Origin of the sequence: Gracilibacillus xinjiangensis, from assembly GCF_042651765.1 — a bacterium.
GTDB classification, from domain to species: domain Bacteria; phylum Bacillota; class Bacilli; order Bacillales; family Amphibacillaceae; genus Gracilibacillus; species Gracilibacillus xinjiangensis.
The window spans coordinates 399,634-424,364 of sequence record NZ_JBHSDT010000004.1 but is presented as its reverse complement, the minus strand read 5'-3'; the positions used below and the strand labels follow the sequence as shown (position 1 = coordinate 424,364).

At 36.7% G+C, this 24,731-nt stretch carries 24 protein-coding genes; 4 read left to right on the top strand and 20 right to left on the bottom strand.

Going from position 1 to position 24,731, the window contains the following annotated elements; genetic code table 11:
* Positions 1-165: 165 nt before the first annotated feature.
* From ACFOY7_RS06270 to ACFOY7_RS06225, 10 genes are all read right to left on the bottom strand, one after another.
* Positions 166-1,278, bottom strand: coding sequence for a GntR family transcriptional regulator (locus ACFOY7_RS06270; RefSeq protein ID WP_390250480.1), 1,113 nt, complete (start codon positions 1,276-1,278; stop codon positions 166-168).
* Between the two features lie 162 nt (positions 1,279-1,440).
* Positions 1,441-2,925 carry an L-arabinose isomerase gene (araA, locus tag ACFOY7_RS06265; protein WP_390250478.1) on the bottom strand — a complete coding sequence of 495 codons (1,485 nt, stop codon included), beginning with the start codon at positions 2,923-2,925 and terminating at the stop codon, positions 1,441-1,443.
* Positions 2,926-2,969: 44 nt separating this feature from the next.
* Positions 2,970-3,662 carry an L-ribulose-5-phosphate 4-epimerase gene (gene araD / locus ACFOY7_RS06260; RefSeq protein ID WP_390250476.1) on the bottom strand — a complete coding sequence of 231 codons (693 nt, stop codon included), beginning with the start codon at positions 3,660-3,662 and terminating at the stop codon, positions 2,970-2,972.
* A 189-nt stretch (positions 3,663-3,851) separates the two neighbouring features.
* Positions 3,852-4,592: a hypothetical protein gene (locus ACFOY7_RS06255; RefSeq protein ID WP_390250474.1), complete on the bottom strand. Its 741-nt coding sequence runs from the start codon at positions 4,590-4,592 to the stop codon at positions 3,852-3,854.
* A gap of 214 nt (positions 4,593-4,806) precedes the next feature.
* Complete coding sequence (purU, locus tag ACFOY7_RS06250; protein WP_390250472.1) at positions 4,807-5,706, bottom strand: formyltetrahydrofolate deformylase; 900 nt, start codon at positions 5,704-5,706, stop codon at positions 4,807-4,809.
* A gap of 274 nt (positions 5,707-5,980) precedes the next feature.
* Entirely contained in the window at positions 5,981-7,156 is a 1,176-nt protein-coding gene (locus tag ACFOY7_RS06245) for an aspartate aminotransferase family protein (protein ID WP_390250470.1), read from the bottom strand.
* Positions 7,149-7,961, bottom strand: coding sequence for an acetylglutamate kinase (gene argB, locus ACFOY7_RS06240; protein WP_390250468.1), 813 nt, complete (start codon positions 7,959-7,961; stop codon positions 7,149-7,151). The genes ACFOY7_RS06245 and argB overlap by 8 nt, the downstream gene beginning before the upstream one ends.
* Positions 7,962-7,975: 14 nt before the next feature.
* Complete coding sequence (gene argJ, locus ACFOY7_RS06235) at positions 7,976-9,205, bottom strand: bifunctional ornithine acetyltransferase/N-acetylglutamate synthase (protein WP_390250465.1); 1,230 nt, start codon at positions 9,203-9,205, stop codon at positions 7,976-7,978.
* A gap of 15 nt (positions 9,206-9,220) precedes the next feature.
* A complete protein-coding gene (gene argC, locus ACFOY7_RS06230) occupies positions 9,221-10,258 on the bottom strand; it encodes an N-acetyl-gamma-glutamyl-phosphate reductase (protein WP_390250463.1) in 1,038 nt (345 codons plus the stop codon).
* A 308-nt stretch (positions 10,259-10,566) separates the two neighbouring features.
* Positions 10,567-11,484, bottom strand: a complete 918-nt coding sequence (locus ACFOY7_RS06225) for a fumarylacetoacetate hydrolase family protein (protein ID WP_390250461.1) — start codon at positions 11,482-11,484, stop codon at positions 10,567-10,569.
* Positions 11,485-11,811: 327 nt separating this feature from the next.
* Here ACFOY7_RS06225 and ACFOY7_RS06220 point away from each other — a divergent pair, with 327 nt between their 5' ends.
* Both ACFOY7_RS06220 and ACFOY7_RS06215 read left to right on the top strand, forming a co-directional pair.
* Positions 11,812-13,320 carry a NarK family nitrate/nitrite MFS transporter gene (locus tag ACFOY7_RS06220; RefSeq protein ID WP_390250459.1) on the top strand — a complete coding sequence of 503 codons (1,509 nt, stop codon included), beginning with the start codon at positions 11,812-11,814 and terminating at the stop codon, positions 13,318-13,320.
* A gap of 481 nt (positions 13,321-13,801) precedes the next feature.
* A complete protein-coding gene (locus ACFOY7_RS06215; protein WP_390250457.1) occupies positions 13,802-14,242 on the top strand; it encodes a hypothetical protein in 441 nt (146 codons plus the stop codon).
* 210 nt (positions 14,243-14,452) lie between these two features.
* Here ACFOY7_RS06215 and ACFOY7_RS06210 read toward each other — a convergent pair whose 3' ends face one another.
* From ACFOY7_RS06210 to ACFOY7_RS06170, 9 genes are all read right to left on the bottom strand, one after another.
* On the bottom strand, positions 14,453-15,175 hold the full coding sequence (locus ACFOY7_RS06210) for an amino acid ABC transporter ATP-binding protein (protein ID WP_390250455.1): 723 nt from the start codon (positions 15,173-15,175) through the stop codon (positions 14,453-14,455).
* Positions 15,172-15,828 (bottom strand): amino acid ABC transporter permease, encoded by a 657-nt coding sequence (locus ACFOY7_RS06205; RefSeq protein WP_390250453.1) that lies wholly within the window; start codon positions 15,826-15,828, stop codon positions 15,172-15,174. Before ACFOY7_RS06205 ends, ACFOY7_RS06210 begins: the two co-directional genes overlap by 4 nt.
* A 113-nt stretch (positions 15,829-15,941) precedes the next feature.
* A complete protein-coding gene (locus ACFOY7_RS06200; RefSeq protein ID WP_390250451.1) occupies positions 15,942-16,766 on the bottom strand; it encodes a basic amino acid ABC transporter substrate-binding protein in 825 nt (274 codons plus the stop codon).
* Positions 16,767-16,988: 222 nt separating this feature from the next.
* A complete protein-coding gene (locus tag ACFOY7_RS06195; protein ID WP_390252052.1) occupies positions 16,989-17,894 on the bottom strand; it encodes an AEC family transporter in 906 nt (301 codons plus the stop codon).
* 16 nt (positions 17,895-17,910) lie between these two features.
* Positions 17,911-19,062 carry an MFS transporter gene (locus ACFOY7_RS06190; protein WP_390250449.1) on the bottom strand — a complete coding sequence of 384 codons (1,152 nt, stop codon included), beginning with the start codon at positions 19,060-19,062 and terminating at the stop codon, positions 17,911-17,913.
* A 203-nt stretch (positions 19,063-19,265) separates the two neighbouring features.
* Positions 19,266-20,066 carry a CAP domain-containing protein gene (locus ACFOY7_RS06185; RefSeq protein ID WP_390250447.1) on the bottom strand — a complete coding sequence of 267 codons (801 nt, stop codon included), beginning with the start codon at positions 20,064-20,066 and terminating at the stop codon, positions 19,266-19,268.
* Positions 20,067-20,124: 58 nt separating this feature from the next.
* On the bottom strand, positions 20,125-21,108 hold the full coding sequence (locus ACFOY7_RS06180; RefSeq protein WP_390250445.1) for a Gfo/Idh/MocA family protein: 984 nt from the start codon (positions 21,106-21,108) through the stop codon (positions 20,125-20,127).
* A gap of 9 nt (positions 21,109-21,117) precedes the next feature.
* Positions 21,118-22,455 (bottom strand): MATE family efflux transporter, encoded by a 1,338-nt coding sequence (locus tag ACFOY7_RS06175; RefSeq protein WP_390252051.1) that lies wholly within the window; start codon positions 22,453-22,455, stop codon positions 21,118-21,120.
* A 13-nt stretch (positions 22,456-22,468) separates the two neighbouring features.
* Positions 22,469-23,281: a glycosyltransferase family 2 protein gene (locus tag ACFOY7_RS06170; RefSeq protein WP_390250443.1), complete on the bottom strand. Its 813-nt coding sequence runs from the start codon at positions 23,279-23,281 to the stop codon at positions 22,469-22,471.
* Between the two features lie 338 nt (positions 23,282-23,619).
* Here ACFOY7_RS06170 and ACFOY7_RS06165 point away from each other — a divergent pair, with 338 nt between their 5' ends.
* Positions 23,620-23,856, top strand: a complete 237-nt coding sequence (locus ACFOY7_RS06165; protein WP_390250441.1) for a Fur-regulated basic protein FbpA — start codon at positions 23,620-23,622, stop codon at positions 23,854-23,856.
* Positions 23,857-23,875: 19 nt separating this feature from the next.
* Here ACFOY7_RS06165 and ACFOY7_RS06160 read toward each other — a convergent pair whose 3' ends face one another.
* Positions 23,876-24,202: a MerR family transcriptional regulator gene (locus tag ACFOY7_RS06160; protein ID WP_390250439.1), complete on the bottom strand. Its 327-nt coding sequence runs from the start codon at positions 24,200-24,202 to the stop codon at positions 23,876-23,878.
* A gap of 203 nt (positions 24,203-24,405) precedes the next feature.
* Between ACFOY7_RS06160 and ACFOY7_RS06155 the strand changes: the two genes are divergently transcribed.
* The gene (locus ACFOY7_RS06155; protein WP_390250437.1) at positions 24,406-24,693 is read left to right on the top strand and encodes a HesB/YadR/YfhF family protein; all 288 of its coding nucleotides are present in this window, start codon (positions 24,406-24,408) and stop codon (positions 24,691-24,693) included.
* Positions 24,694-24,731: the final 38 nt, after the last annotated feature.

Here is a 24,731-nt window from a genome sequence, read left to right as displayed (position 1 = left end):
CTAATTGTTAACCATACTAGTTCTCCTATCTTGGAACCTTCATTTTTATCTAATTATATTACGGCCAGTAAAAATATATAATCATTAAACTCAGATTAGCAGTATAAAAACGAGTAGTTTACCATTTAAAAAAAACTAGCATTAAGAAAAATGCTAGTTTTTTTATCATTTAACCGCTGCAGTTGAATTCCGGATCACTAACTTTGGATCAAATCTTATTAAATCATTTTCTGTAATCGGCTGTTTTTTTGAACCCCTAGATTGTTTAATCATATCTAATATTACTTTTGCAGCTAATTCTCCCATCTCACTTTGAGGGTGTTTGACTGTAGTAAGTTTAACTTCTGTAATCTCAGCCATAAATGAATCGTCAAAACCTACAATGGAAAGTTCTTCAGGGATTTTCAATTGCCCTTCTCTAATAACATCCAATAGCTTAATTGCCAGTTCATCATTATAACAAACTATTCCGGTTGGTCGGCTTTCTGTATTCTCAAACAATAGCTTTTGCAGTACTTCAACTGGTTTTGTAGATTTTTCCTCCGTTGTATATGTGACAATATTATTGGGGGAAATTTCGATATTATGCTTACGGTGTGCTTTTAAATACCCCTTCATCCTTTTGGTTCCTTGAGTATCATCATTTTTAAAGAAACCAATAATATTCCTATGTCCTAATTCAATTAAATGTTCTGTTTGAAGGAAACCACCTTTCTCTTCATCCATTACAATATGAAATGGTTCTAATTCGTCATAGAATGCATTAATCATGAGATAAGGAATATTCTGGCGTTCTAAATTCAGATAATAATTTATATTCGGATTTGAGACAGCACTTTTTGTTGGTTCAATGATTACTCCGTCAAATTGTTGGGTTAAAATTTTCTCCAGAAACTTTTTTTCATTCTCATGGTCGTTATTTGTTGAAAACAGACTAACTTGATAACCACGCTGACTTAAATAGGACTCTGCACCTCTAATAATCGAGGGGAAAATATAATCAGAGATATAGGTGGTGATAATGGCAATATTCTTATGTCCAACTTGTTGCAGATTATCTTCCTTGGACCGATCCGCACAAAACGTCCCTGCTCCTTGTTCCCGATAAAGCCATCCTTGATTGACAAGATCACCGATAGCAAGTCTTACTGTGTGACGACTTACACCAAACTGTTTCATCAATTCACTTTCAGAACTGATCTTCTGATATGGCTGGTACGTACCATCCAAAATTTGAGATTTAATTGCTTGTTTTACAATGTTATATTTTGTTTGCATTTCTTACACCTCATTAAACTGACTTATACCATCACTTACATCGTACTTTATAAGCGCTTCATATTTCTATTTTACCTCAAACAACCACAAGCAACAACAACCACTATCACACTAAAAACAGAAAGAGAGATCTACAACCAGTAGATCTCTGTCTTTCCCACCTTAACGATAAATTGCTTCATTCCATTTTAATTCATTTCTAAATTGTCTTAAGTTCGTTTCCTTATCAATGACAACACATTCGATTTTTGCCATGTTTGCAAAATCGTAAAGTTGTTCTGTTGTCACATCAAAAGAGAATACAGTATGGTGAGCCCCACCGGCATAAATCCATGCTTCTGTCGCTTCACTCAGTGAAGGCTCTGGCTTCCACACTACTTTTGCAACTGGTAACTTAGGTGTTTCTTTCTTAGGCTGTTCTGCTTTCACTTCATTAATTACAAGACGATAACGTCCACCCATTTCAATTAAAGAAGCATTTACAGCATCGCCGCCACGGCCATCAAATACTAATCGTGCAGGGTCTTCCTTCCCGCCGATTCCTAATGGATTTACGATAATTTTTGGTTTAGTCGCTGAAACAGTTGGACATACCTCCAGCATATGTGAACCTAAGATCATTTCGTTACCTGGCTCAAGGTGATACGTATAATCTTCCATAAAAGAGGTACCTTTGTTATCCGCGATAATTTTCATAAAGCGAGTTAATGCAGCAGTACGCCAGTCCCCTTCACCAGCAAAACCATATCCTTCTGCCATTAAACGTTGTGCTGCAAGACCTGGTAATTGCTTCATTCCATGCAGGTCTTCGAAGTTAGTTGTAAATGCAGTATAATTTCCTTTTTGTAAGAAAGATTTTAAACCTAATTCAATCTTCCCTTGATAGAGAATCGAATCACGAACTGGTCCAGGCTCATTAGCTTCAGCTGGTAATTCATATAGTTCTTCATATTCTTTAAAAAGTGCTTCTAGTTCTTCATCTGTAACTTTTTCTATTTCTTCTACAAGATCACCAATACCATAATAATCTACTACCCAGCCAAATTTGATCTGAGCTTCTACTTTATCACCATCAGTAACTGCAACATTACGCATGTTATCACCAAAACGGGCAACACGAATATTGGATCCTTCAGAAACAGCAACTGCTGTTTTCATCCAATCTGCAACACGTTTTGTTACGTCTTCGTTTTGCCAGTGGCCTACAACTACTTTACGGGATACATCCATACGGGTACCGATAAACCCATACTCACGGTCACCATGAGCAGCTTGATTAAGATTCATAAAGTCCATATCAATGGAATCCCAAGGAATATCACGGTTATATTGTGTATGAAAATGTAATAAAGGTTTTTGTAATGTCTTTAATCCTGAAATCCACATTTTAGCTGGTGAGAATGTGTGCATCCATGTAATAATACCAGCACAATTTTCGTCAGAATTTGCCTTTAACATTAAAGAATGAATGTCATTAGCTGTTGTTAAAACTTCTTTAAATTCTATCTCAAAAGGTAAATTACCTGAGTTATTCAAACCAGAGACTACCTCTTGTGAATTTGTCTCCACTTCTTTAATTGCATCTTCCCCATATAAGTGCTGACTACCTGTAACAAACCAAAATTTGTATGGTCTAATTTTTAACATTTTCGTTCCTCCTATTAAATACATTTTTGATTTATCTTTTATTTTTACTTATCTTGGCCATAATAAGCATTTGCCCCATGCTTACGTAAATAATGCTTATCTAATAAGTATTGATCCATGTTTTGTGCATTCGGATTTATTTGGTATGTGTGTAGAGCCATTTTAGCTACTTCTTCCAGCACTACTGCATTGTGAATTGCTTCATGTGGATCTTTCCCCCAATTAAATGGTGCATGACTGTGAACAAGCACACTTGGGACTTGTACTGGGTCAATATCTTCAAATGCTTCTACAATTACTTTGCCTGTTTCCCATTCGTAATCACCTTTTACTTCTTCTTCTGTCATTCTGCGTGTACAAGGTACTTCTCCATAAAAATAATCTGCTTGTGTCGTACCTAATGCCGGAATTCCTTTACCCGCCTGGGCCCAACTCGTAGCCCATGGTGAATGTGTATGAACAACCCCACCTATTTCAGGGAATTTCTGATAGAGATACCTGTGGGTAGGTGTATCAGAGGATGGCTTTAAGTTGCCTTCAACGATATTCCCTTCCAGATCAAGGACAACGAGATCTTCTATTTTTAATTCTTCATAAGGTACACCACTCGGTTTAATGACCATCAATCCGGACTCTTTATCGAAACCGCTTACATTGCCCCAAGTAAATGTTACTAACCCATATTTCGGTAAGTCCATATTAGCTTCTAACACCTGTTGTTTTAATGATTCTAACATGTCCTAATCACCTTCCTTTGCAGAAATATAAATACCTTTTATTCCTTGTTGTACGTATGTGTAAAATGGATTAACTTAATAATAATATAATTCGTACGTACATTCAATAAAAAAATATTAATTTTTAATAAAAATTTAGAAAAAAGGAAAGCCCAAAATAAAAACACCCTTATTAAAGAGTGCCTAATCTTAAGTATTAATGATAAATTTAACATCAGGGTGTTTATAGACTACTTCAAAATCATCATTGTCCGATAACAGGGTATACAAATCTTCTGGTGAAAACCATAAGAAATCATTCTCAAATGTATAACCTGCGCCATAATGATAACTTACCCAAACCAGCTTGGAGCAATAGATATATTCCCATATATCCTCCAAGTCTTGAGATAATTGAAAAGAAAACACCGGCTTTTTCACATTATTACTTAGATTTTCTTTATATTTTAAATAGTATTCTATGGCAAATGCTGCCGCTTTTTCACCAATTTCTTTATTCTTCGGCCGGAATTGAGCGTGTATGGGATGTTTTACCCTGAATTGTTGAATGGTATCCTTAACAATGGCTGGATGACCACCAGATGCTTCAACGAGGTGCTCCCCATCTACTACAAGTGCCGAATGCCCCACATATCCCGATAACTCCTTTTTTACATTATCACTTGCTACAAGAATATCTCCAGGCTGATAATCTCGTTCTCTGAATATACCTTGGCCAGATAAAACAAAATCTTCTCTCACAATAAACGTATCATGAAAACCAACTATCGTTAACACTGTGTCCTCGCTAGTTACTGGCAAGTATAATTCTCGGTTGTCAGTAAACTGACAGAATAATTCATAATCTTTATATATTTTAGTATAGAGTGATTGTGCTGGTTTGATCACTAGATGCTCTTCATGTTTCCAAGCAGCACTCCATGGTTTCATCGATCACCACCCCCACACCCATACTATGCAAAACCTGTTAAGATGCTACAGAATGATAGATATGTGCGAAAGGTGCAGAAATCAAAAAGTTGGAAGACTAGGTCAGATTTCCGGATTAATCATCTGCTATCCAGAATAACTACCCTCTGAATATTTATACTACCGAGAAAAAAAGAGCAGACAAATTCGGTTTAAGAATCTGTCCGCCCTTTCATTAAAATACAATCGTTTTATTACCATATACAATAATCCGGTCTTCTAATTGCCACTTTACTGCACGAGCGAGGACACTTCGTTCAACTGATTGACCAATCTTCTTCATTGCCTCAGCGTTATCACGGTGATCGACCCTGCTTATATCTTGTTCAATAATCGGACCCTCATCTAAGTCATTTGTTACGTAATGAGAGGTTGCACCAATTAACTTCACCCCTCTGTTGTACGCACGTTCATAAGGTTTAGCACCAATAAACGCAGGTAAGAAAGAGTGATGAATGTTGATGATCCGATTTTTGAATGTTTCTACAAAATTAGGTGTTAGAATTTGCATATATCGAGCGAGCACAATAAAGTCAACATCATATTGTTTGATAAGCTCAATCTGTTTCTGTTCAACCTCTTTACGAATATCCTTATTAGCCGGAATATAATAATAAGGGATCCCTAATGATTCAACGATTTCCCTTGATGTCTCATGGTTGCTAATAACAAGACTAATGTCTGCCATTAAGTCACCACTTTGCCACTCCCATAATAACTCTAATAAGCAATGGGGTTCTTTTGAAACAAAAATAGCCACTTTTTTTATTTGATCAACATATTTAAAGGTAGCTTCCATTTCAAATTGATCTTTAATTGTTTCAAAACCTGCTTCTAAAGAATCTTTTTTTTCTTTCAAATTCGGCATTTCGAATTCAATACGAATAAAGAATTCTCCACCCTTTGGATTTGTTGAATACTGATTTGACTCAATAATATTAGCATTATGCTCAGATAAAAATTGCGAAACCGCTGCAACAATTCCCGGCTGATCCGGACAATTAATTAACAAGCGAGCTCTGTTTTCATTATCCATCCGAAATGTATCTATTTTTTCCTTAATATAGCTTTTCATCTTAATCCCTCTTTATTAGTTTCATTCTTTTATACTTTATCATTTTATCGCAAATGGTCAAGTTATCCTAGTACAAAATCTTGCAACTTCTTATCATCTCTTATCCTGCACGCCTTTTAGAGTCCAGATAAGTAGCTGGTACCGAATATGGAAATGTTGATGTACATATAATATCGCCAGGGAGATACTAATTATAGCGAATAATCATTTATTAGATAGAAAAGCAAAAGACACTCACTTTGCGGGCGCCTTTTGCTTATCGCTCTTTCTATATTCAACTATGGAACAGTTGTTTTAATACCTGTAAAAAGTGATCTGCTTCATCTTTATTTGTTGTAAGGGGCGGTAAGATCCGAACAACATTTGGCCCTGCTACTATAAATAAGACATTATGTTTTTCTCTAGCCTCATTAACAAATTCGATTGCGGGTTTATCTACAACTAATCCAATAAGTAAACCTTTTCCTCTCAGTTGCTTTACTGTATCAGTTGCTTCCACTAATTCCGTTAATCCAGCCCAGATATATTCTGCCATTTCATTAGCATTATCTAGTACATTTGAGTTTACTAAATGGTTAACGGTTGCGAGACCAGCCGTTGTAGCAATAGGATTGCCTCCAAATGTACTGCCATGTGTACCTGCTGAAAAGGATTTTGCAACATGCTCTTTCGCAATAATAGCACCAATCGGTATACCAGACCCTAACCCTTTTGCCAAGCTGATAACATCAGGCTCAATGCCATATTGCTCATATGCAAATAATGTACCTGTTCTGCCCATCCCTGTCTGTATTTCATCAACCATAAACAAGATATCATTTTCCTTACAGATCACAGACAACTCAGTGATCCATTTATAATCTGCCGGTACAACACCACCTTCACCTTGGATTAACTCCAAGAGTACGGCATCAGGTTTCATATTTTTCACTTGTGTTAATGCTTCCGGATCATTATATGGCAAGAATGAAAAACCTGGGGTCAGCGGGGTAAAGCCTTGGTGGATTTTCTCCTGACCCGTCGCAGACAATGTATTCATTGTTCTTCCATGGAAAGAATTTTTAAATGTGATCACTTCCGCTTGTTCTTTTTGAAAGTTATCTTTTGCATATTTCCTTGCCAGCTTTAATGCTGCTTCATTTGCTTCAGCTCCACTATTACAAAAAAATACTTGGTCACCGCAACTGTTTTCGACTAATACCTTTGCTAGTTCTTCTTGTGAAGGGATATGAAATAAATTGGAACAATGCCATAATTTACTCAATTGCTCTTGTAATGCTTTCTCGACCACCTCAGGAACATGCCCTAAATTACATGTCGCAATCCCTGATGAATAATCTAAATATCTATTTCCCTGGTCATCCCAAACATAACTGCCTTTCCCTTCAACTAATGCTAGTGGAAACCGACCGTAAGTGTCCATTACTGGACTTAGTAATTGCTTAGGCATAATGCGTTGCCTCCTTGTCTAAAGATATTCTCGTACCTACTTCTTTTCCTTGCATAAATTGCACTAACCCGTTCGGCTCGATCCCATCCACAATCGATACTTCGGGGACATTCTTATGCAATGCACTAATTGCTGATTTCACTTTCGGAATCATTCCACCAATGATCACTTCTTTTTCAATTAATTCACTAATTTGTTTTTCGTTAAGCTGATGGAAAATATGCCTTACTCCATTCTTTTCCTCATAGATACCAGGAATATCACTGATAAAACAAAGTTTTGCGCCTAAACTCTGTGCAATTGCGGAAGCCGCCATATCTGCATTAATATTATAACGCTGGCCTGATTCATCTATACCAATTGGTGAAATAACTGGCACTAATTGCTGGTTAACTAAAGTCTCGATTAACACTGTATTAACTGAAGTTACTTCCCCAACAAAACCAAGTGCATCAGTTGTCTCAACAGGCTGTGCTTTTAATAAGTGACCATCAACCCCACTCAACCCAAACGCTTTTCCATCTGCTTCCGCTATATTTCTAACAATTTCTTTATTTAATGAACCACTTAAAGCCATTTCTACTACATCTAATACCTCATTCGTTGTCACACGTAATCCGTTCACAAATGTTGTAGATACTCCAGTTTGTTCTAATAGTTTTGAGATAAGTGGTCCCCCGCCATGAACAATAATAGGCTGCCATTCTCCCTCATTCTGAATTTTTACGATATTTTGGTAAAAAGAATGGGGCAGCTGCTCAAATACACTGCCACCACATTTTATTACAACATAATTTGTATTCACTTTCTATATCCTCCTTATGTTCGGTAAGAAGCATTAATTCTTACGTATTCATAAGACAAGTCACATCCCCATGCTGTTGCCTTTCCATTACCATCGCCGAGTTTTGCTATTATTGCCACTTCATCTTGTAATAAATATTGCTTTGCTTCATCTTCATCAAACTTATGAGGCACACCGTTTTCTACCACTAAAATATCGCCTAAGTATATGCTCACTTTGTCTGGATCTAGTGACTGACCGCTATAGCCGATTGCGGTAATAATTCTTCCCCAGTTCGCATCCGCTCCATGAATAGCTGTTTTAACAAGATTCGAGGATATAATAGATTTTGCAATAGCTGCAGCAGATTCATCAGAGAATGACCCATCTACCGTTACTTCCACTAATTTACTCGCACCTTCACCATCTCTGGCTATTTCCTTTGCAAGATATTCACAGACAAACTTTAATCCTTGGTAGAATTTATCCCAGTCTTCATGTTTAGCAGATAATTTGTCGTTCCCTGCTTTTCCATTGGCTAAGACTAATACCATATCATTTGTACTTGTATCCCCATCAACGGTAATCATATTAAACGATTTGTTTGTGATCGATTTTAAAGCTGCAGAAAGTTCACTTGATTCAATGTTTGCGTCTGTTGTCACAAATCCAAGCATTGTTGCCATATTTGGGTGAATCATCCCTGATCCTTTCGCTGCACCACCGATGACAACTGATTCTCCATCAATTTCCAATTCAATTGCAATCCCTTTTGCATGTGTATCTGTTGTCAGGATTGCTGTTTCAAATTTCTCTGCACCCTGATGTTCTGTATCATTGATTTGACTAATCCCTTTATGGATACGATCCATTGGCAATAATTCTCCAATCAATCCAGTGGAAGCAACAGCTGCTAAGTGCTCTTGTACACCGACTGCCTCAGCAAAGGATTTGCGCATATCATATGCATCAACTAATCCCTGCTTTCCTGTACACGCATTCGCAATACCTGAATTAACAACAACTGCTTGCAATTTACCTTCTGTTGCAATGCTTTCTTGTGTTACCTTTAGCGGTGCTGCCTGAAATGCATTCGTTGTATAAACCCCTGCAGCATGTGCAGGAACTTCTGAGTAAAACCAACCAAAATCTATTTTTTGCTTACGAATCCCGCAATGTAACCCTCCAGCTTTAAAGCCTTTTGCTGACCCGATATTTCCGCCTTCAATTAACTTGAATTTCTCTTGTTGCTCTCCCGTTATCATCTATTTATTCACTCCTTAAGGATAAATCGGTAACTGGTTTATTCCAGTTGCTTCGTCCCATCCGTTCATAATATTCATATTTTGAATTGCCTGGCCTGAAGCGCCTTTGACTAAATTATCAATAACCGAAACAATAATTAATTTTCCTGTCCGTTCATCAGCATATAATCCAATATCACAGAAATTACTGCCATAAACTTCTTTTGTTTGGGGAATAATGCCTTCTTCCCTAACCCTGACAAACGGTTTATCTTTATAGAACTCTTTATATAAATCTAATAGCTGCTTTGTTGATTGTCTCTCTTTTAAATTAACGTAAATTGTACTCATAATTCCACGTGTCATTGGGACAACATGTGGCGTGAAAGTTACTTGAATATCCTCATTTGCTGTATCTGATAACACTTGCTCAATCTCCGGAATATGCTTATGGATGCCTAACTTATATGCTTTGAAATTCTCTTGCATTTCTGAGAAGTGGAACCCTTGTGATAAACTTCTGCCTGCACCTGTCGTACCTGTTTTTGCATCAATAACAATATTTTGATAATCCGCTAGATTATGAGATAAAACCGGAATTAATCCTAACGTTGTTGCTGTTGGATAACAACCCGGGTTGGCAATCAATAATGCATTCTCTATTGCTTTTTTATTCACTTCACTTAATCCATACACAGCTTTTTCAATATATTTTTCCGGTGCCATCTTTTCACCATAATAATTTCTATACTGCTCACCGTCTTTTAACCTGAAATCTCCTGACAGATCAATACATTTAATTCCCTTATCAATTAATTCAGGAATATAATTTTTACTTACGTTTGATGGTGTGGCAAAGAAGACAAGGTCAACCTCTTCTGCTAATGTACTGATATCCAACGATTCCATTTCCGTATCTATAAGATTGACTAGATGCGGATACACTTCTGAAAAAGGTGTTCCACTGTTTGAATGGGAAATAATTTTCGAAACAGTTACATGTGGATGATTATATAAAAATCGGAGTAATTCAACAGCACCGTATCCTGTGCCTCCTATAATTGCTACATTCACGATATATCCTCCTAAAGATTCCGTTTATGATATTTTATAATTATACTCTATTTTGTATTTTCATGCAATATTGTTTATTAAAAATTTTAAGTTTTCTGTGAACTTATAGTTGTAAAAGCTATATATTATAACATTCTTATTAAAACACTCCTTTATGCATCAATGGTATAGGACTGCATATTTTTGTTTGATATATTTATAATTGTATAAATATCCATTTGTAATTATACATTTTCCCATAGTTAATTTCGGTATCTTTTTTTCTGATATATGTAAGAAGCCCACCTCAAACAAAGGTGGGCACATTTTTACTTTTCTATTATTTTATTTTCCATTATACCGATTCCTTCAATTTCTAGTCTTACCGTATCGCCATGTTGTAAATATTGCGGCGGATCCATAGCCATTCCTACTCCGTCCGGGGTACCTGTTAAAATGATATCGCCAGGATTTAATGTAATTAATTCAGAGATAAAGCTGACCAGGAAAGGTATATCAAAGATTAAATGTTTCGTATTAGACGATTGTCTTATCTCACCATTAACAAATGATTTAATAGCAAGATTGGATGGATCCGTTATTTCGTCTTTTGTTACCAGCCATGGTCCAATCGGTGTTGTATGATCTAAGGACTTCCCTTGCAGCCATTGCACTGTCCTTTTTTGGAGGTCTCGAGCAGAAACATCATTCCCCATTGTATATCCGGCAAGATAATCATGCACATCCGTTTTATTTACATTGGAAGTCTTTTTACCTATTACCACAGCTAATTCAACCTCATAATCTAATTTCTTCGTGGCACTTATTTTATGAATATCATCCTCTGGTCCGATTAATGCATTGCTAAACTTTGAAAACACTACAGGAAATTCAGGGATCTCACTTCCCATTTCAGCAACGTGATCAGCATAATTTATCCCAATACAAATAATTTTGGATGGATTAGGTATCGGCGGACCAAGTACAACATCCTCTCTTTTGTATTGGGTTAGGGGCTCGTTTTTCTCTATATAGGCATATACTTTTTTTGCAATTTCCATACTAGCCTCACCATTTGCATAAAAGGTATCAGGATCACTCGGTAATGGGAAGGCGCTTTCTTTCGCTCCAACATTTGCAATCATTTGTTCATATGCTTGGTGCAGATCCACGACGTTATTATTTAGCATAACCCCCATTCGGCTTAGGGCAAAATCATACTTCAACTTATAATTTACCAGTTTCAATATTATCCCTCCTATCATTTTCTTTATCTTATCACGCTTAACATGCAAAAAGGAAACAACTTGACATAGATAACTCCCTCAACTCTTAACATATGTTATTGATTTTTAGAAAGAAGCATTAAAATCATCCTTCATTTCCTGGCGGCCAGTAATTGTAAGTCAAATTTTTTGTAAGGAAATATATCAATATTCTCTCCTCTTTTAGTAAAGGGAATTTTCATTCAAAAAAAGCTGTGAACAAATATGACAACAAATCAGACGTCAGCAGAAAAACATGTAAAAATAATACTAAATTTAACCTTATTCTTTCTCTGAGGAGCGTGCAAAATGACAATTACTGATTTATTCAAATTTAAAAATGAGCGTATTAAAGTATTACATTTCACTTGGTTTGCATTTTTCGTAGCTTTTTTCGCATGGTTCAGTATGGCGCCATTAGCAACAACCATGATGGCTGATATGAATTGGTTAACATCACAACATATCGCTGCATTAGGAATTTGTAATGTTGTGTTAACAATACCAGCACGGATTATTATCGGACAATTGCTTGATAAATTCGGGCCTAGAGTAGTTTATTCTGGCCTGTTAATCATAATGTCTGTTCCATCAATTATATTTGCTTTTGGTGATAGTTGGGCACAGCTTATGATATCAAGATTAGTATTAGGTAGTATTGGTGCAAGTTTTGTTATTGGTATCCGGATGGTTGCGGAGTGGTTTCCGCCGAAAAATGTTGGTTTTGCTGAAGGAATTTATGGTGGTTGGGGTAATTTTGGTTCGGCAGCTGCTGCGATGCTGCTGCCATGGTTCGCATTAACGATGCTCGGTGGCGATAACGGATATCGTTATGCCCTAGCTTTTACTGGTGTCATTTGTTTTGTCTATGGTATTATCTATTATATTTTCGTTCGAGACACACCAGATGGCAAGAAACTGATTAAGCCTAAAAAAGCAGCAGCACTTGAAGTAAGCAGCTGGGGAGATATGGTACAACTAATCCTGTGGACAATTCCTCTGGGCGGTGCGGTCGCTGTTAGTGCATGGAGGCTAGAAGGATTAGGATTCATCTCTGCTGAAACATTATACATTGTCTATGGTATCATCGGCCTTATATTAATTTATCAAATTTATGCGATATTAAAGGTGAATGTACCGATATTAAAAAGAGGTGTGCCTGAACAGGATAAATATAAATTCAGAAATGTAGCGGCATTAAACAGTACGTACTTTGCTAATTTCGGGGCAGAACTAGCGATTGTCTCGATGCTGCCAATGTTTTTCCAACTGACTTTCTCTTTATCCCCTGCACAGGCAGGGTTAATAGCTTCATCTTTCGCTTTCGTTAATCTTGTAGCAAGACCACTTGGCGGTGTTCTGTCCGATAAAATGGGAAGCAGAAGAAAAGTAATGCTTGTTTATATGGTTGGTATTTCAATCGGACTGGTCTTAATGGGCTTAATGAATTCAAACTGGCCGTTAGTTCTGGCAGTGGCAATCACTATTCTAACATCTATTTTTATCCAAGGAGCTGAGGGGGCAACATTTGCTGTTATTCCAATGATCAAAAAGCGGGTAACAGGACAAATTGCCGGAATGTCAGGAGCATACGGAAATGTTGGCTCAACCATTTATTTGACATTGTACACGTTTGTTAACCCACAGCAATTTTTCTTTATATTAGCAGGTGGTGCCTTCCTAAGTTTTGTCATTTGTTATTTCATGTTAGAAGAACCGAAGAACTCATTTGGAGAAGAATATTATTTAACGGATGAGGAATTAGAGCAGCAAAATGGTACGACGACAAAGGTGTCATTAGAAAAACAAGCATTGTAAAAGCGGGAAATTTTATTATGTTGAGAGAGGCACCCAATATGTCATTATATTGACGATTGGATCCCTTTTTTGTTCTGCTCAAATGCCACTTAACGTCACTTTCTTATTTCTTTTGGCATTGAAACGGGGGCTTAATGCCTTTTCTTCCTTTTTATCATCCTTCTTTGGCATTGAAAGGGGTGCTTAATGCCTTTTCCTTCTTTTTTTCATCCTTCTTTGGCATTGAAAGGGGTGCTTAATGCCTTTTCTTCCTTTTTATCATACTTTTTGGCATTTAAATCAATTTTAACTTCATCCCAAAAAACGCTATCTTTCTATTAAAGTAAAATAGAATAGGAAGAAATAGTATTGACAGTGAATTCCACATAATGTAAATTTAAAATAACTGGAACAAAGGGGTTATTATGTGACCTGATCTAACTATTTTTTAATCAAGGATTACTTTAAAAATAGTTCCATGAAAAGTGAAAGGAGTATTACAATGGCTGCTGAAAACAAAAAGAAACGTAATCTGGTTTTATTTGCTGTTTTAGCTGTTATCATTATTATTGCAGTAGCAGCTTATGTGTTTAACAATCAAGATCAAACAAACCCCGATGCAGATCCAGTCGCTACTACTTTTAAAAACAGGGATTCTCTAGCAGTGGAAAAGATACCAAATGGGGAAACTCACGGTTGTTATCCCGGAGAAACTACAAATGAGGGGGCAGAAGAATTTCTAGAACTTAAATCCGGAGAAAGTAAAAGCTTTGGACCAAGTGATCTGCCAAAAGGGAGCTTACTTTCGATAAACTACTCCTCTACTTTCGAGGAACTGGACATCTATTTAGCTAATCTTGAAAATCAATCACTAGAAGAAGCTACACTTTTGCAAACTCCGATCATGAAATACCAGAGGATGGGAGCTACTACTTTTTGTTAATCAATCATTCGCAAAATGAGGAAGTTAATCGTGTGAAACTGTGTACAACCACAGTAGTAACAGACGCTGATTTTCATTAACTTGTTAATCCTCCATTCCGCGAGCCTGAATACTATGAAAATAAGGCTCTTTTTTAAAGATTTGGAAAGAAAAGAGGTTGCTCCTCTTCAGAACAACCTCCCTTCATTCAATCCCTGCAAACAAAACCCTTTACAACACCTTACTCAAAAACGCTTGTGTTCTTTCATGCTGCGGGTTTTGGAATAAGCTTTTCGGATCATTTTCTTCTACAATATAGCCTTGATCCATAAAAATTACTCGGTCGCCTACTTCACGAGCAAAGCCCATTTCGTGTGTGACAACAACCATTGTCATTCCCTCTTTCGCTAGTTGCTTCATTACTTCTAATACTTCGCCAACCATTTCTGGATCTAATGCAGATGTAGGCTCATCAAACAACATTACTTTTGGTTCCATTCCTAATGCACGAGCAATAGCAACCCTTTGTTTCTGTCCACCAGATAAAGACTCAGGATAAACGCCTGCTTTATCTGCTAACCCTACTTTTGCTAACAGCTCCAGAGCTTTTTTCTCAGCGTCTTGTTTGTTCCATTTTCTCACCGTAACCATTGGTAACGTAATATTTTGCAGAACTGTTTTATGTGGGAATAAATTAAACTGCTGAAACACCATGCCGACTTCTGCACGTATTTTATTGATATCAACTTTTTTATCTGTCAGCAAATCTCCATCAATTTCTACCGTTCCTTCTGTGATTGTTTCAATTAAATTTAAGCAACGAAGAAATGTCGATTTTCCCGAACCTGAAGGACCGATCACGACGACTACTTCTTTTTGTTTAATTTCTACATTGATATCTTTTAAAACTTCTAATTCTCCAAAGGTTTTCTTTAAATGCTTTACGGTAATCATTTGACATCAAACCTTCTTTCTAAATAATTTAGTAAATAGGTTAAGGAAAGGGTGATAATTAAATACCCCACTGCAACTGTTAAGTATGGCTCCCAAAACAGATAATACTGGCCAGCAGCAGCTCTACCCCAATATAACAATTCTGGTGCAGCAATCATTGCACCAAGTGACGAGTCTTTTAATAAAACGATAAATTCATTGCCCAGCGGCGGGATCGAACGCTTAAATGCTTGCGGCAATAGTACATAACGCATTACTTGGAACTTATTCATTCCTAACGAATGGGCAGCCTCTGCTTGACCCTTATCTATTGATTGTAACCCGGCACGGAAAATCTCTGCAACATATGCAGATGAATTCAGTGAGAGTGTGACAATAACGGAAGTAACTGCTGTTGTATCACCTAATACTGTTGGTAATATAGCATAATGAAATAAAAATAATTGAACAAGTAATGGCGTACCTCTTAAAAAATTAATGTACCATACAAAAGGAATACGAATAATAGCATGCTTCGACATCTTACCAAGGGCAATAAAAAAGCCTAGCACACACCCAACTAATACGCCAATTACGGACATTAATATTGTTAACATCATTCCTTCTAAGAAAAAAGGAAAATATTCCACAATAATATCAAATCTAAAATCCATCTCTTTAACTCCTTTCCATATCCTATACTTTGCTTTTCCATTCCCAAAAATATTCACAGCAAAACAAACAGAAAAGCGCAACGAGATACCGCTACGCTCACATTCAACTTACTTTATTGTAATACTTCAATATTTGGCTCTGTACCAAACCATTCTTCATATAATTCTGTATACGTACCATTTTCAATTAATGTTTGTAATGCGGTGTTAACATCCTCTGTAACTTCACTACCTTTAGGGAACATAATTCCATAGAACTCTGACTCAAATGTATCTGGATCTTCGATCATCTCAACATTAGCATCCGGATTATTTTTTACATATTCACTTGCAACTACATTATCTGTTACTACTGCGTCCACATCACCAGATTGTAATGACATAAATGCTAATGTGTTGGCATCATATTTTGCGATATTAGGGTGATTCGCACCTAGAATCTTTTCTGCAGCTTCTGCACCTGTTGTCCCTGACTGCACCCCAACTTTTAGATCTTTAATGTCTTCACCACTTGTAATATTCTCACCTTCACGGAATACAATTTGGTGCGTTGATTCGAAATAAGGAGATGAGAAATCGTAGGATTCTTTACGATCCTCATTAATAGTTATCCCTGCAATAGCAAGATCTGCTTCACCGTTCTGAACAGATGCAAGCATTGATTCCCAGCCAACATTTTTAATATCATAATCATAACCCGCTTCTTGCAAAACAGCATCTATCAACTCGATGTCAAAGCCAGCTAGTTCTCCTTTGTCTAAGTATGAGAAAGGCATGAAACCAGCTTCGGTTACTACAGATAGTTTCCCTTTGCTGTTCTTATCATCTTGTGCACTGTCTCCACTTTGTGCATTATCTTCTCCAGTTGAACCAGTGCCACATGCAACCAATAAAGCTACAAACAAAACTGCAGCAATTTTCATTAATAATTTATACATAAATATTCACTCCAATTGTTATTTATACATTTAGTAATCATTATAATAAAGCATAATTATTCATAAAACAATGGTTTTTATTAATTTTTTTATATTAAAACAATTCTGAAAATTATAAAAATATCGAATACCCTATACATGACCATAAGAACAGGCTCCCTGGCCTTGCTAAGAAACCAAGCCTGTCCATATGTTCAACAAAGTGTCGCCTTTTTTATCACCCTATATCAGAATGAATAAAAGAATAGGTAATGTGATGAGACTTAATATTGTTGTAATTAATGTAGCACTTGATACAAAGTTCGGTCTGGCACCAAATTGCAGTGCATACATTGTTGTATTGGCTGCTGTCGGCATAGCAGCAGTTAAAATAAGAATATCCTTCACCATTTCCTCTACAGGTAATGGTATAGTGATTAAATATGCAATAATTGGCGCAATGATCAACCGAAACAGGACCGATAAGGACAATTTACCAAACTCTAGATCATTTAACTTAATCTTCGCAAGCTGCATCCCTAAAACAATCATAATGATCGGGATCGTTGCATCTGCTACCATATCGATCGCTGTCATCATTTGTTCGTTGATCACAATACCGCTTATATTTAATATTATACCCAAAACTGCCCCATAAACAATCGGTACTTTTATAACATCTTTTAAAGGCGAGATTTTAATGTTATTACCCGCTGCACCACCTTTAGCAGCAACATATATACCAATCGTACACATGATTAATGTCTGTAAAACCATAAGTATGATAGCATAATGGAAACCCTCTTCCCCAAAAACCAACAAAACAAGGGGCGTGCCATAATTTCCATTATTCATAAACACAGAAGCTAGAATAAACCCGCTTTTTTCTGATTCATCCCATCCGCGAAAATAACCGACAAGATAGCAAAATAGCAAACTTAATAGACACAATACAAGTAAAAAACCACCTAAATAAATGTAATCCATGTTTAGGTCATTTTCAAAAAATGTCCGAAAAGCAAGAACTGGGGACATTAAATACAGTGTAACGGTCGAGATGGATTTAATGTCCACATTTAAGAATTTAATGCCGATATAACCAATCGCAAAAATACTAAAGATTGGTATTAATACCCCAATGAACTGCAAAGTTATCACCTGATTTTTATGATTTCCCATATGGGAGAATATGATATAGCAATAGTAATATCACTCCTGTTGCCGACGTTGAACCCATATAAGTATACAAACTCTCTCCACCCAAATTATCCATAATTATTCCGCCAACTAATGAACCAATTATACCAGTAACACCAAACGCCACAGAAACAAAGACCAAATGACCCGTTGCCTGGAGAAATTTCGGAATTAGACTTGTTACATAGGAAAATGCGGTAAGATAAAATACTCCATAGGTGAGACCGTGTAAAAATTGCAACCCTACAATAAGCGCTGGATCTGCTAAAATTGCATAAAGAAACCAGCGGATGGAAAAGAGCAACCCTGCTCCTATAATAAATAGTAATGGGTGAAATTTTTGAAACCACTTACCAGCAGTAGCGAATACAAGTGCTTCACTAGCTACTCCTGCAAACCAGGCGAAACCTACTAATTGCTCTGAACCGCCTAGATTGGCAATATGAATCCCGATAAAACTATCATTTGCACGATGAGTGGTTGTAATGAAAAGAATTAACCCAAGAAAGATAATAAAGGGTTTCTTTTTCATTAGTGACCCCATATCTCTAATTTGAACAGGTCGAGCTTTTACATTAGCGTCAACCAACCTTGTACTCGTTAGAAATGCAGCACCTGCTAAAACTAAATAAGGCCAGACCATATACTGAATACCTGTCATTGCAAGTACTTGACCGATAATTATAGAAGAGGTAGCAAAACCTATGGACCCCCATGTTCTTATGGTGCCAAACGAAACCCGTAATTGATCTGCTCGTCTTTGCGCTAAACTGTCCCCTAATGCCCCAATTGGAGCCGCAAAGAAATAATAAGCAGCACCTAATGTTAATAACAAAGGCAATGTAGCCATTTGCAAAAAGAACGTACTACTTATTAATACTCCGATTAAACAGAGCATCAAAATCCGTTTTACTGATTGAGATTTATCACTCATATAACCCCAGAAAGGTTGAGAGAATATAGAGACAAACGGTCCTATTGCCATTACCAAGCCAATTTCAGTTCCGTCTAGTCCTCTGAATTGTAAGTATAACGGTAAGAAAGTAACAATTACAGTATTTGCTGCATGGAAGTAAAACAACAACATCTTCAAAGGTATCGTTGATTCGCCTTGTGCCACAAAAACGGCTCCCTTCCTCTATGGTGTATATTTATTCCGTGTAACAACTAGTTTCTAATTATAAGGTGTTAACATCATAATGAAAAGGGTTAAGTTTTATTAGAAATACATACATTCGTACTGCTATGTATTGTTTTCTTTCCTCAAAAGCGAGGGAGATAAACACACAAAAAAAACCGAACAATATTGTTCGGTTTAGCCAATTATTTACTAATGAACATTTGAGTCCAGTAATTCCCATCTGAATCATAACCTACACCAATGTGTGTGACTGCCGGATCAAGCATGTTTTTTCGATGACCCTCACTGTTTAGCCATCCTTGCACAACTTCTTCTGCAGATCGCTGTCCTGCAGCAATATTTTCTGATGCTTTCGTATAATCGACACCGAATGTTCTTAACATATCAAACGGCGAACCATATGTTGGCGATGTATGGGAAAAGTAATTATTTTGAGCCATATCCTCAGATTTCTTCTGTGCAACACTTGCAAGTTCTGTATCCAGTTGAACAGGGCTTGCACCATTTGCTTGTCTCGCTTCATTGGTTAAATTAATCACTTGCCGTTTCACTTGATCAATTTGCCCTTGTCCTCCGTTTATGTTCGTATCTTGCCCTGGTGAATGTTCTGTCATATTTTGGCCCTGTTGTTGGTCATTTTGTGAATTTTGCTCATTTTGATTTCGCTGTTGGTTACCTGGTCTTAAGCTGTCTTGTTGTCTCTGTTCATTTTGCTCGGTTGTCGTCTGATTCGGATTTCCATAATCAAAATTACCATCATATTGATTGTTCTCAAATATATTTTGTTCTCTGCCTGGATTTACTGGAATTCTGAATCTGGAGTCTCCTGTTATTTCTTGGTTAGTCTCCCCTTGTTCCCCACGGTAATTAACATAATTAGGTTCAATGTTCTCTTCTTCCGTTTCTGGCATTGAAGATTGATTACAAGCAACTAACAACAAACAACTACAGAATATAGCAAAGTAAATTAATCTATTGTGCATTAAGGTTACCTCCATTTTTACTAAGATTCATCCCTTACTATGCACAAATCGTTACAATTTATTCGATATCGGTTAGCAGAACTTCTCTTCCTGATTCGATCGATTTTCTTGCCGCCATTGCTACCTTAAATGATTGAAATGCATCTTGATATGATGATAAAATTTTGGAACTATCCTTATTTATCACTGCATAAATAAATGCCGCGTTTTCCTCAATATATGGATCTTTCTTAGCTGTAAAGGACTCTTTTTCATTTCCAAACAATGCTTCAAAGTTCTGTATTTGCCATGTTAATATCCCTTTATCAGTATATGCTTTTATATCAACCTCACCAATTCCATCTGGCAATACCGATGTATTAGAAACATGAACAATTAGTCCGCTTTCCATTGTTAAAGTGTAGGAGCCAACATCAGCTACAGAAATAGAACGATCTGTTTTCGCATTACCATTTTGTGTCTCTTTCGCATATACTGACACCACTTCACCGTAAACAAAACGAATTAAATCAACCAGATGTGTTGTTTGCTCATTGAATTGGCCACCTGATGAACTTTGGTCCCTCCACCAATAAACTGGCGGCATGGAGCCCATCCATCCAGCTGTGACCATACCGGTTCTCACCCGCTTGTTATAGCGCTTCCATTTTTCCACTGTATCAGAGTAACGAAATTGATATCCGACAGAAGTCAAGTGATTTCTCTCTTCAGCTAATTGATTAATTTCTTTCACTGTCTGTATGTCGTTGCCTAACGGTTTCTCAACAAAAAAAGGAATTCCTTCTTCAATTAAAAGCTTTTCATAATGGCCGTGTCCCATTGGCGGGACACAAATATAAACAGCATCCGGCCGGTCATCCGCTATCATTTCATCTAATGATCCAAAACCTTTTGTTCCCGGATAACTTGCTGCATGGTGCTCAGCTTTCTCCTTATTAGATCCCACAAATCCTACTACCACTACTTCTTCAAATCTAGCCAGAATATTCAGATGATGCTTTGTAAACCATCCCGTTCCAATTATGCCGATCTTTATTTCCAATCTTTTCACCTACTCCCTAAATATTTGCTTAGAACGCCATTTACCAAAACGATAATATAAGTATGCAATCATACTGCTTAACATAAAGCTTACACCAATTCCATAAGCAATACCATCCTCACCAAGCCATTCGGAGAAAAGATAGGACAATGGATAACGCAATATCCAAAAGGAAAGAATATTTAGGATAAGTACTTGATACATAGCACCTGAGGCGCGAACAATCCCGTTTAAAACAAAGTTAATGCCTAAAAATGGATAGAAGAAAGCAACAATAATTAAATACTTTGCACCAAATGATACTGCCGCCTCCTGTTGGATAAATAACCGGACCCCAAATTCCGCTAAGAGCACAATTAATCCAGCGAATATTAACATAATCACGGAATTATATATCGTCGCATATGCAGCAATTTTCTTCACACGACCCCATTTTCCTATACCTATGTTCTGTCCTGCCATACTATTCACGGTAGCACTTAACGCATGTGCAGGTAATAAAAATAAACTATCCAAACGTTGTGCAGCACTATAGCCTGCCACAACAGCAGAACCGTGGGATGTTACAACACTCATAATTGCTGCAGAACCTGCTGAAATCACAGCCATTTGCAATCCAGAAGGTATACCGAGCTTTAATATTAGCTTTACTTCATGCCATTTTGGTTTCCTCGGCCAATTAAGTGGAACCAGCTGCTTTTTCATTACATATAAGACACCATATACAAAGGAGAACCCTTGTGATAAAACTGTAGCCCACGCAGCACCTTGTATACCCATTTGGAAGAGAGAAATCAAAAGAGGGTCGAGTACAATATTTAAAACAACAGCGATTGCGACAAATTTTAGTGGTGTTTTGCTATCCCCTACCGCACGAAGAACTGTACTAATAAAATTGTAACCAACTAAAAACAGAATCCCTACTGCATTAATTCGCAAATATGTTATTGCACCATTCATCATTGGCTCAGGTGTTCCCAAAAGGTTAAGGATAGGCGTCGCAAAAATAAACCCGACAATCCCCATTACAACTGCCAATGTTGTCAATGTAACAATAAATGCATTAACATAACTTGCGACACCTTTTTCATTACCTTTACCTTTTTGCTGAGATAAAACCGTCAATGTTGTGTTATTGATCCCAATAATAAAAGAAAGTACCGTAAAAATCACAGTACCTGAAACCGCCACTGCTCCTAATGCATCTGCCCCTAATAAATTCCCGACCCATAAACTATCAATAAATTGGTAAGAAACTTGTAATAAATTAGCAAACATAATCGGGGAGGAGAAATAAAACAGATCAAGCCATATGTTTCCTTTTGTAAAATCTCGTTGTCGCAATATTGTTCCTCCTTTATTAATCCCCAATATAACGGGATGGGGGCATTACACCATCCCAGATACGTTTGCTAAAGGCTTCTCTTGCCTTCACGCCAGGTTCTTCTAATAATAAAAAGAAATTCTTTACTGGAAGATAACCTAAGTGATGTTTTTCTGATAATTTATCTAAATATCGCCGCATCCCATCCATATTCTTTGATTGATTATTTCCCGAGTCAGAAAAATCATATAATACACTTGCTACAGGAACCCGTTTCACACGATAAACGTCTGCAACCCTTAAGAAGAAATCCCAATCCCAGTAATTCCGCATATTTTCATCAAATAAACCAATTTGTTTATGAATAGACGCCCGATACATACTACCTGAAGGAACATAGGTAGAGAATTTCCGCATTGCTTTCAAATCCAGTTCATAGGCGAACAACCGGTGTGATACCGGAACCCTCCCCTGTTTTGTTTTACGGTAATTCACTATTTCGACATCAGAATAAATGAGATCATATCCGTGCGCTTCCTTAAGCATTATTTCAATGTGTGTTGGTGTTATAAGATCATCGTCATCCATTAACATAATCCATTCCCCCTTCACATAGGGAAGTGCTGTATTTCTTGCACGGACATGATGGCTATTCTCTTCTAAATTGATTAACCTGCTTGTCAAATCTGGATATAGTGAAACGATAGAAGAAACATCTTGTCCAGCGTCATTTACAATAATCACCTCAAAGTTTTGAAATGTTTGTTGATGTAATGAAGCTAATAGTTCAGCTAGTGCCTCCGGGCGGTTATATGTAGGTATAATAACTGAAACAACAGGTTCTAACATTGACTCACCATTCTTTCTGCTTTGTTACATAATTGTGTAAAGTATGTAATTTCTATAAAATGTATGTAAACTTTGTTGACATGCGCCATGACATCGTTAAAATGGAAGCATATAATAGAGTTATCACTACAACAAACAACCAATCAAGCAACATACCTCTATTATATATAAAACCCATCGTGCCTGAAAATAATAAGATTTATACTTCACTTTTATTACAATATTCTAACTATACCATCACAATTCGAATTCAAAGCACATACAGCTAATTTGTTTAGCATATAACAATTCTGGTAATACTTATCTTAGCAAAGTGAAAATTGATAAGGAGGATGATAATGATGGCATTTTTACGGGAAGCTGTTGAAAAACAAAAGGTTTTTTTGATAGAACAGCTTATAGCGAGTGGAGAAGTGAGGGCAGATGACACAGAAATTTATCAAAAGCCGATTAGTGAATTAGTCCATGATTATGAAAAATTTTGTATCGAATTTGAGCAAAGAAATCCGAATAGCTTTAAGTTTACTAGATATAATCCATACCAACATGAAGAAGGGAAGCCTGGTCTTCATTAGGCTTCTCTTTTTGCGTTTTTTACCGTTCTTTTTGAATACCGAATCTTGCGTTAATTTCACCACGAAGAAGTTCACGACGCATTTTCTTTTCTTTCTTCCTCTCTGCACGAAGCATATCCTGTCTTATTTCATAGGTTTGCACACCCTCTTCACGTTTGTTAGCAATATCGATTAAAAGTTCTACATCTGCAAATGAATATTTGCGATTTCCTTTCTCAGATCTTTCAGGAAATACTAATTTCCTTTCTTCATAATAGCGAATCTGCCTTTCCGATAAACCTGTTAATTCACTTACGACACCAATAGTAATTACTTTTCTTGTCTTGTATGAAGAATTTTCGGTCAATTAGAACACCACCCAGGAATACTGACGTTTCATTCAATCTCTTATTTAAAAGTATACACTGATATTTTCATAACAAATAAAGATTTGTAAGAAAATCTTACAAACATTATGACCGACCTTCTATGTAAGGATAAATAGTGGAATCTAATAAGAAAATTCTGTTATATTGGAAGTAACAATTTATAAACAAGGAGACAGAATATATGGAAATGTCAATCACTAAACCAGCCGCTAAATGGTTTATCAACGAGCTAGACTTAGAAGAAAATGATGCTATACGTTTTTTCGCAAGGTACGGGGGATTTTGCGGAGTTCACAAGGGATTTTCCCTTGCTTTAGAAAAATCCGAGCCTAATAACCCCGGTTTAAATGTGAAAGAAGAAGGGATACTTTTCTATGTAGAACAATCTGACGTATGGTATTTTGACAATAAAAATTTCCATATTAAATATTCCCGGAAATTTGATGAAATTGAATATGTGATAAAGTAGTTTGAGAAAAGTGGATAGATCAGCCTGGAACTATCCAC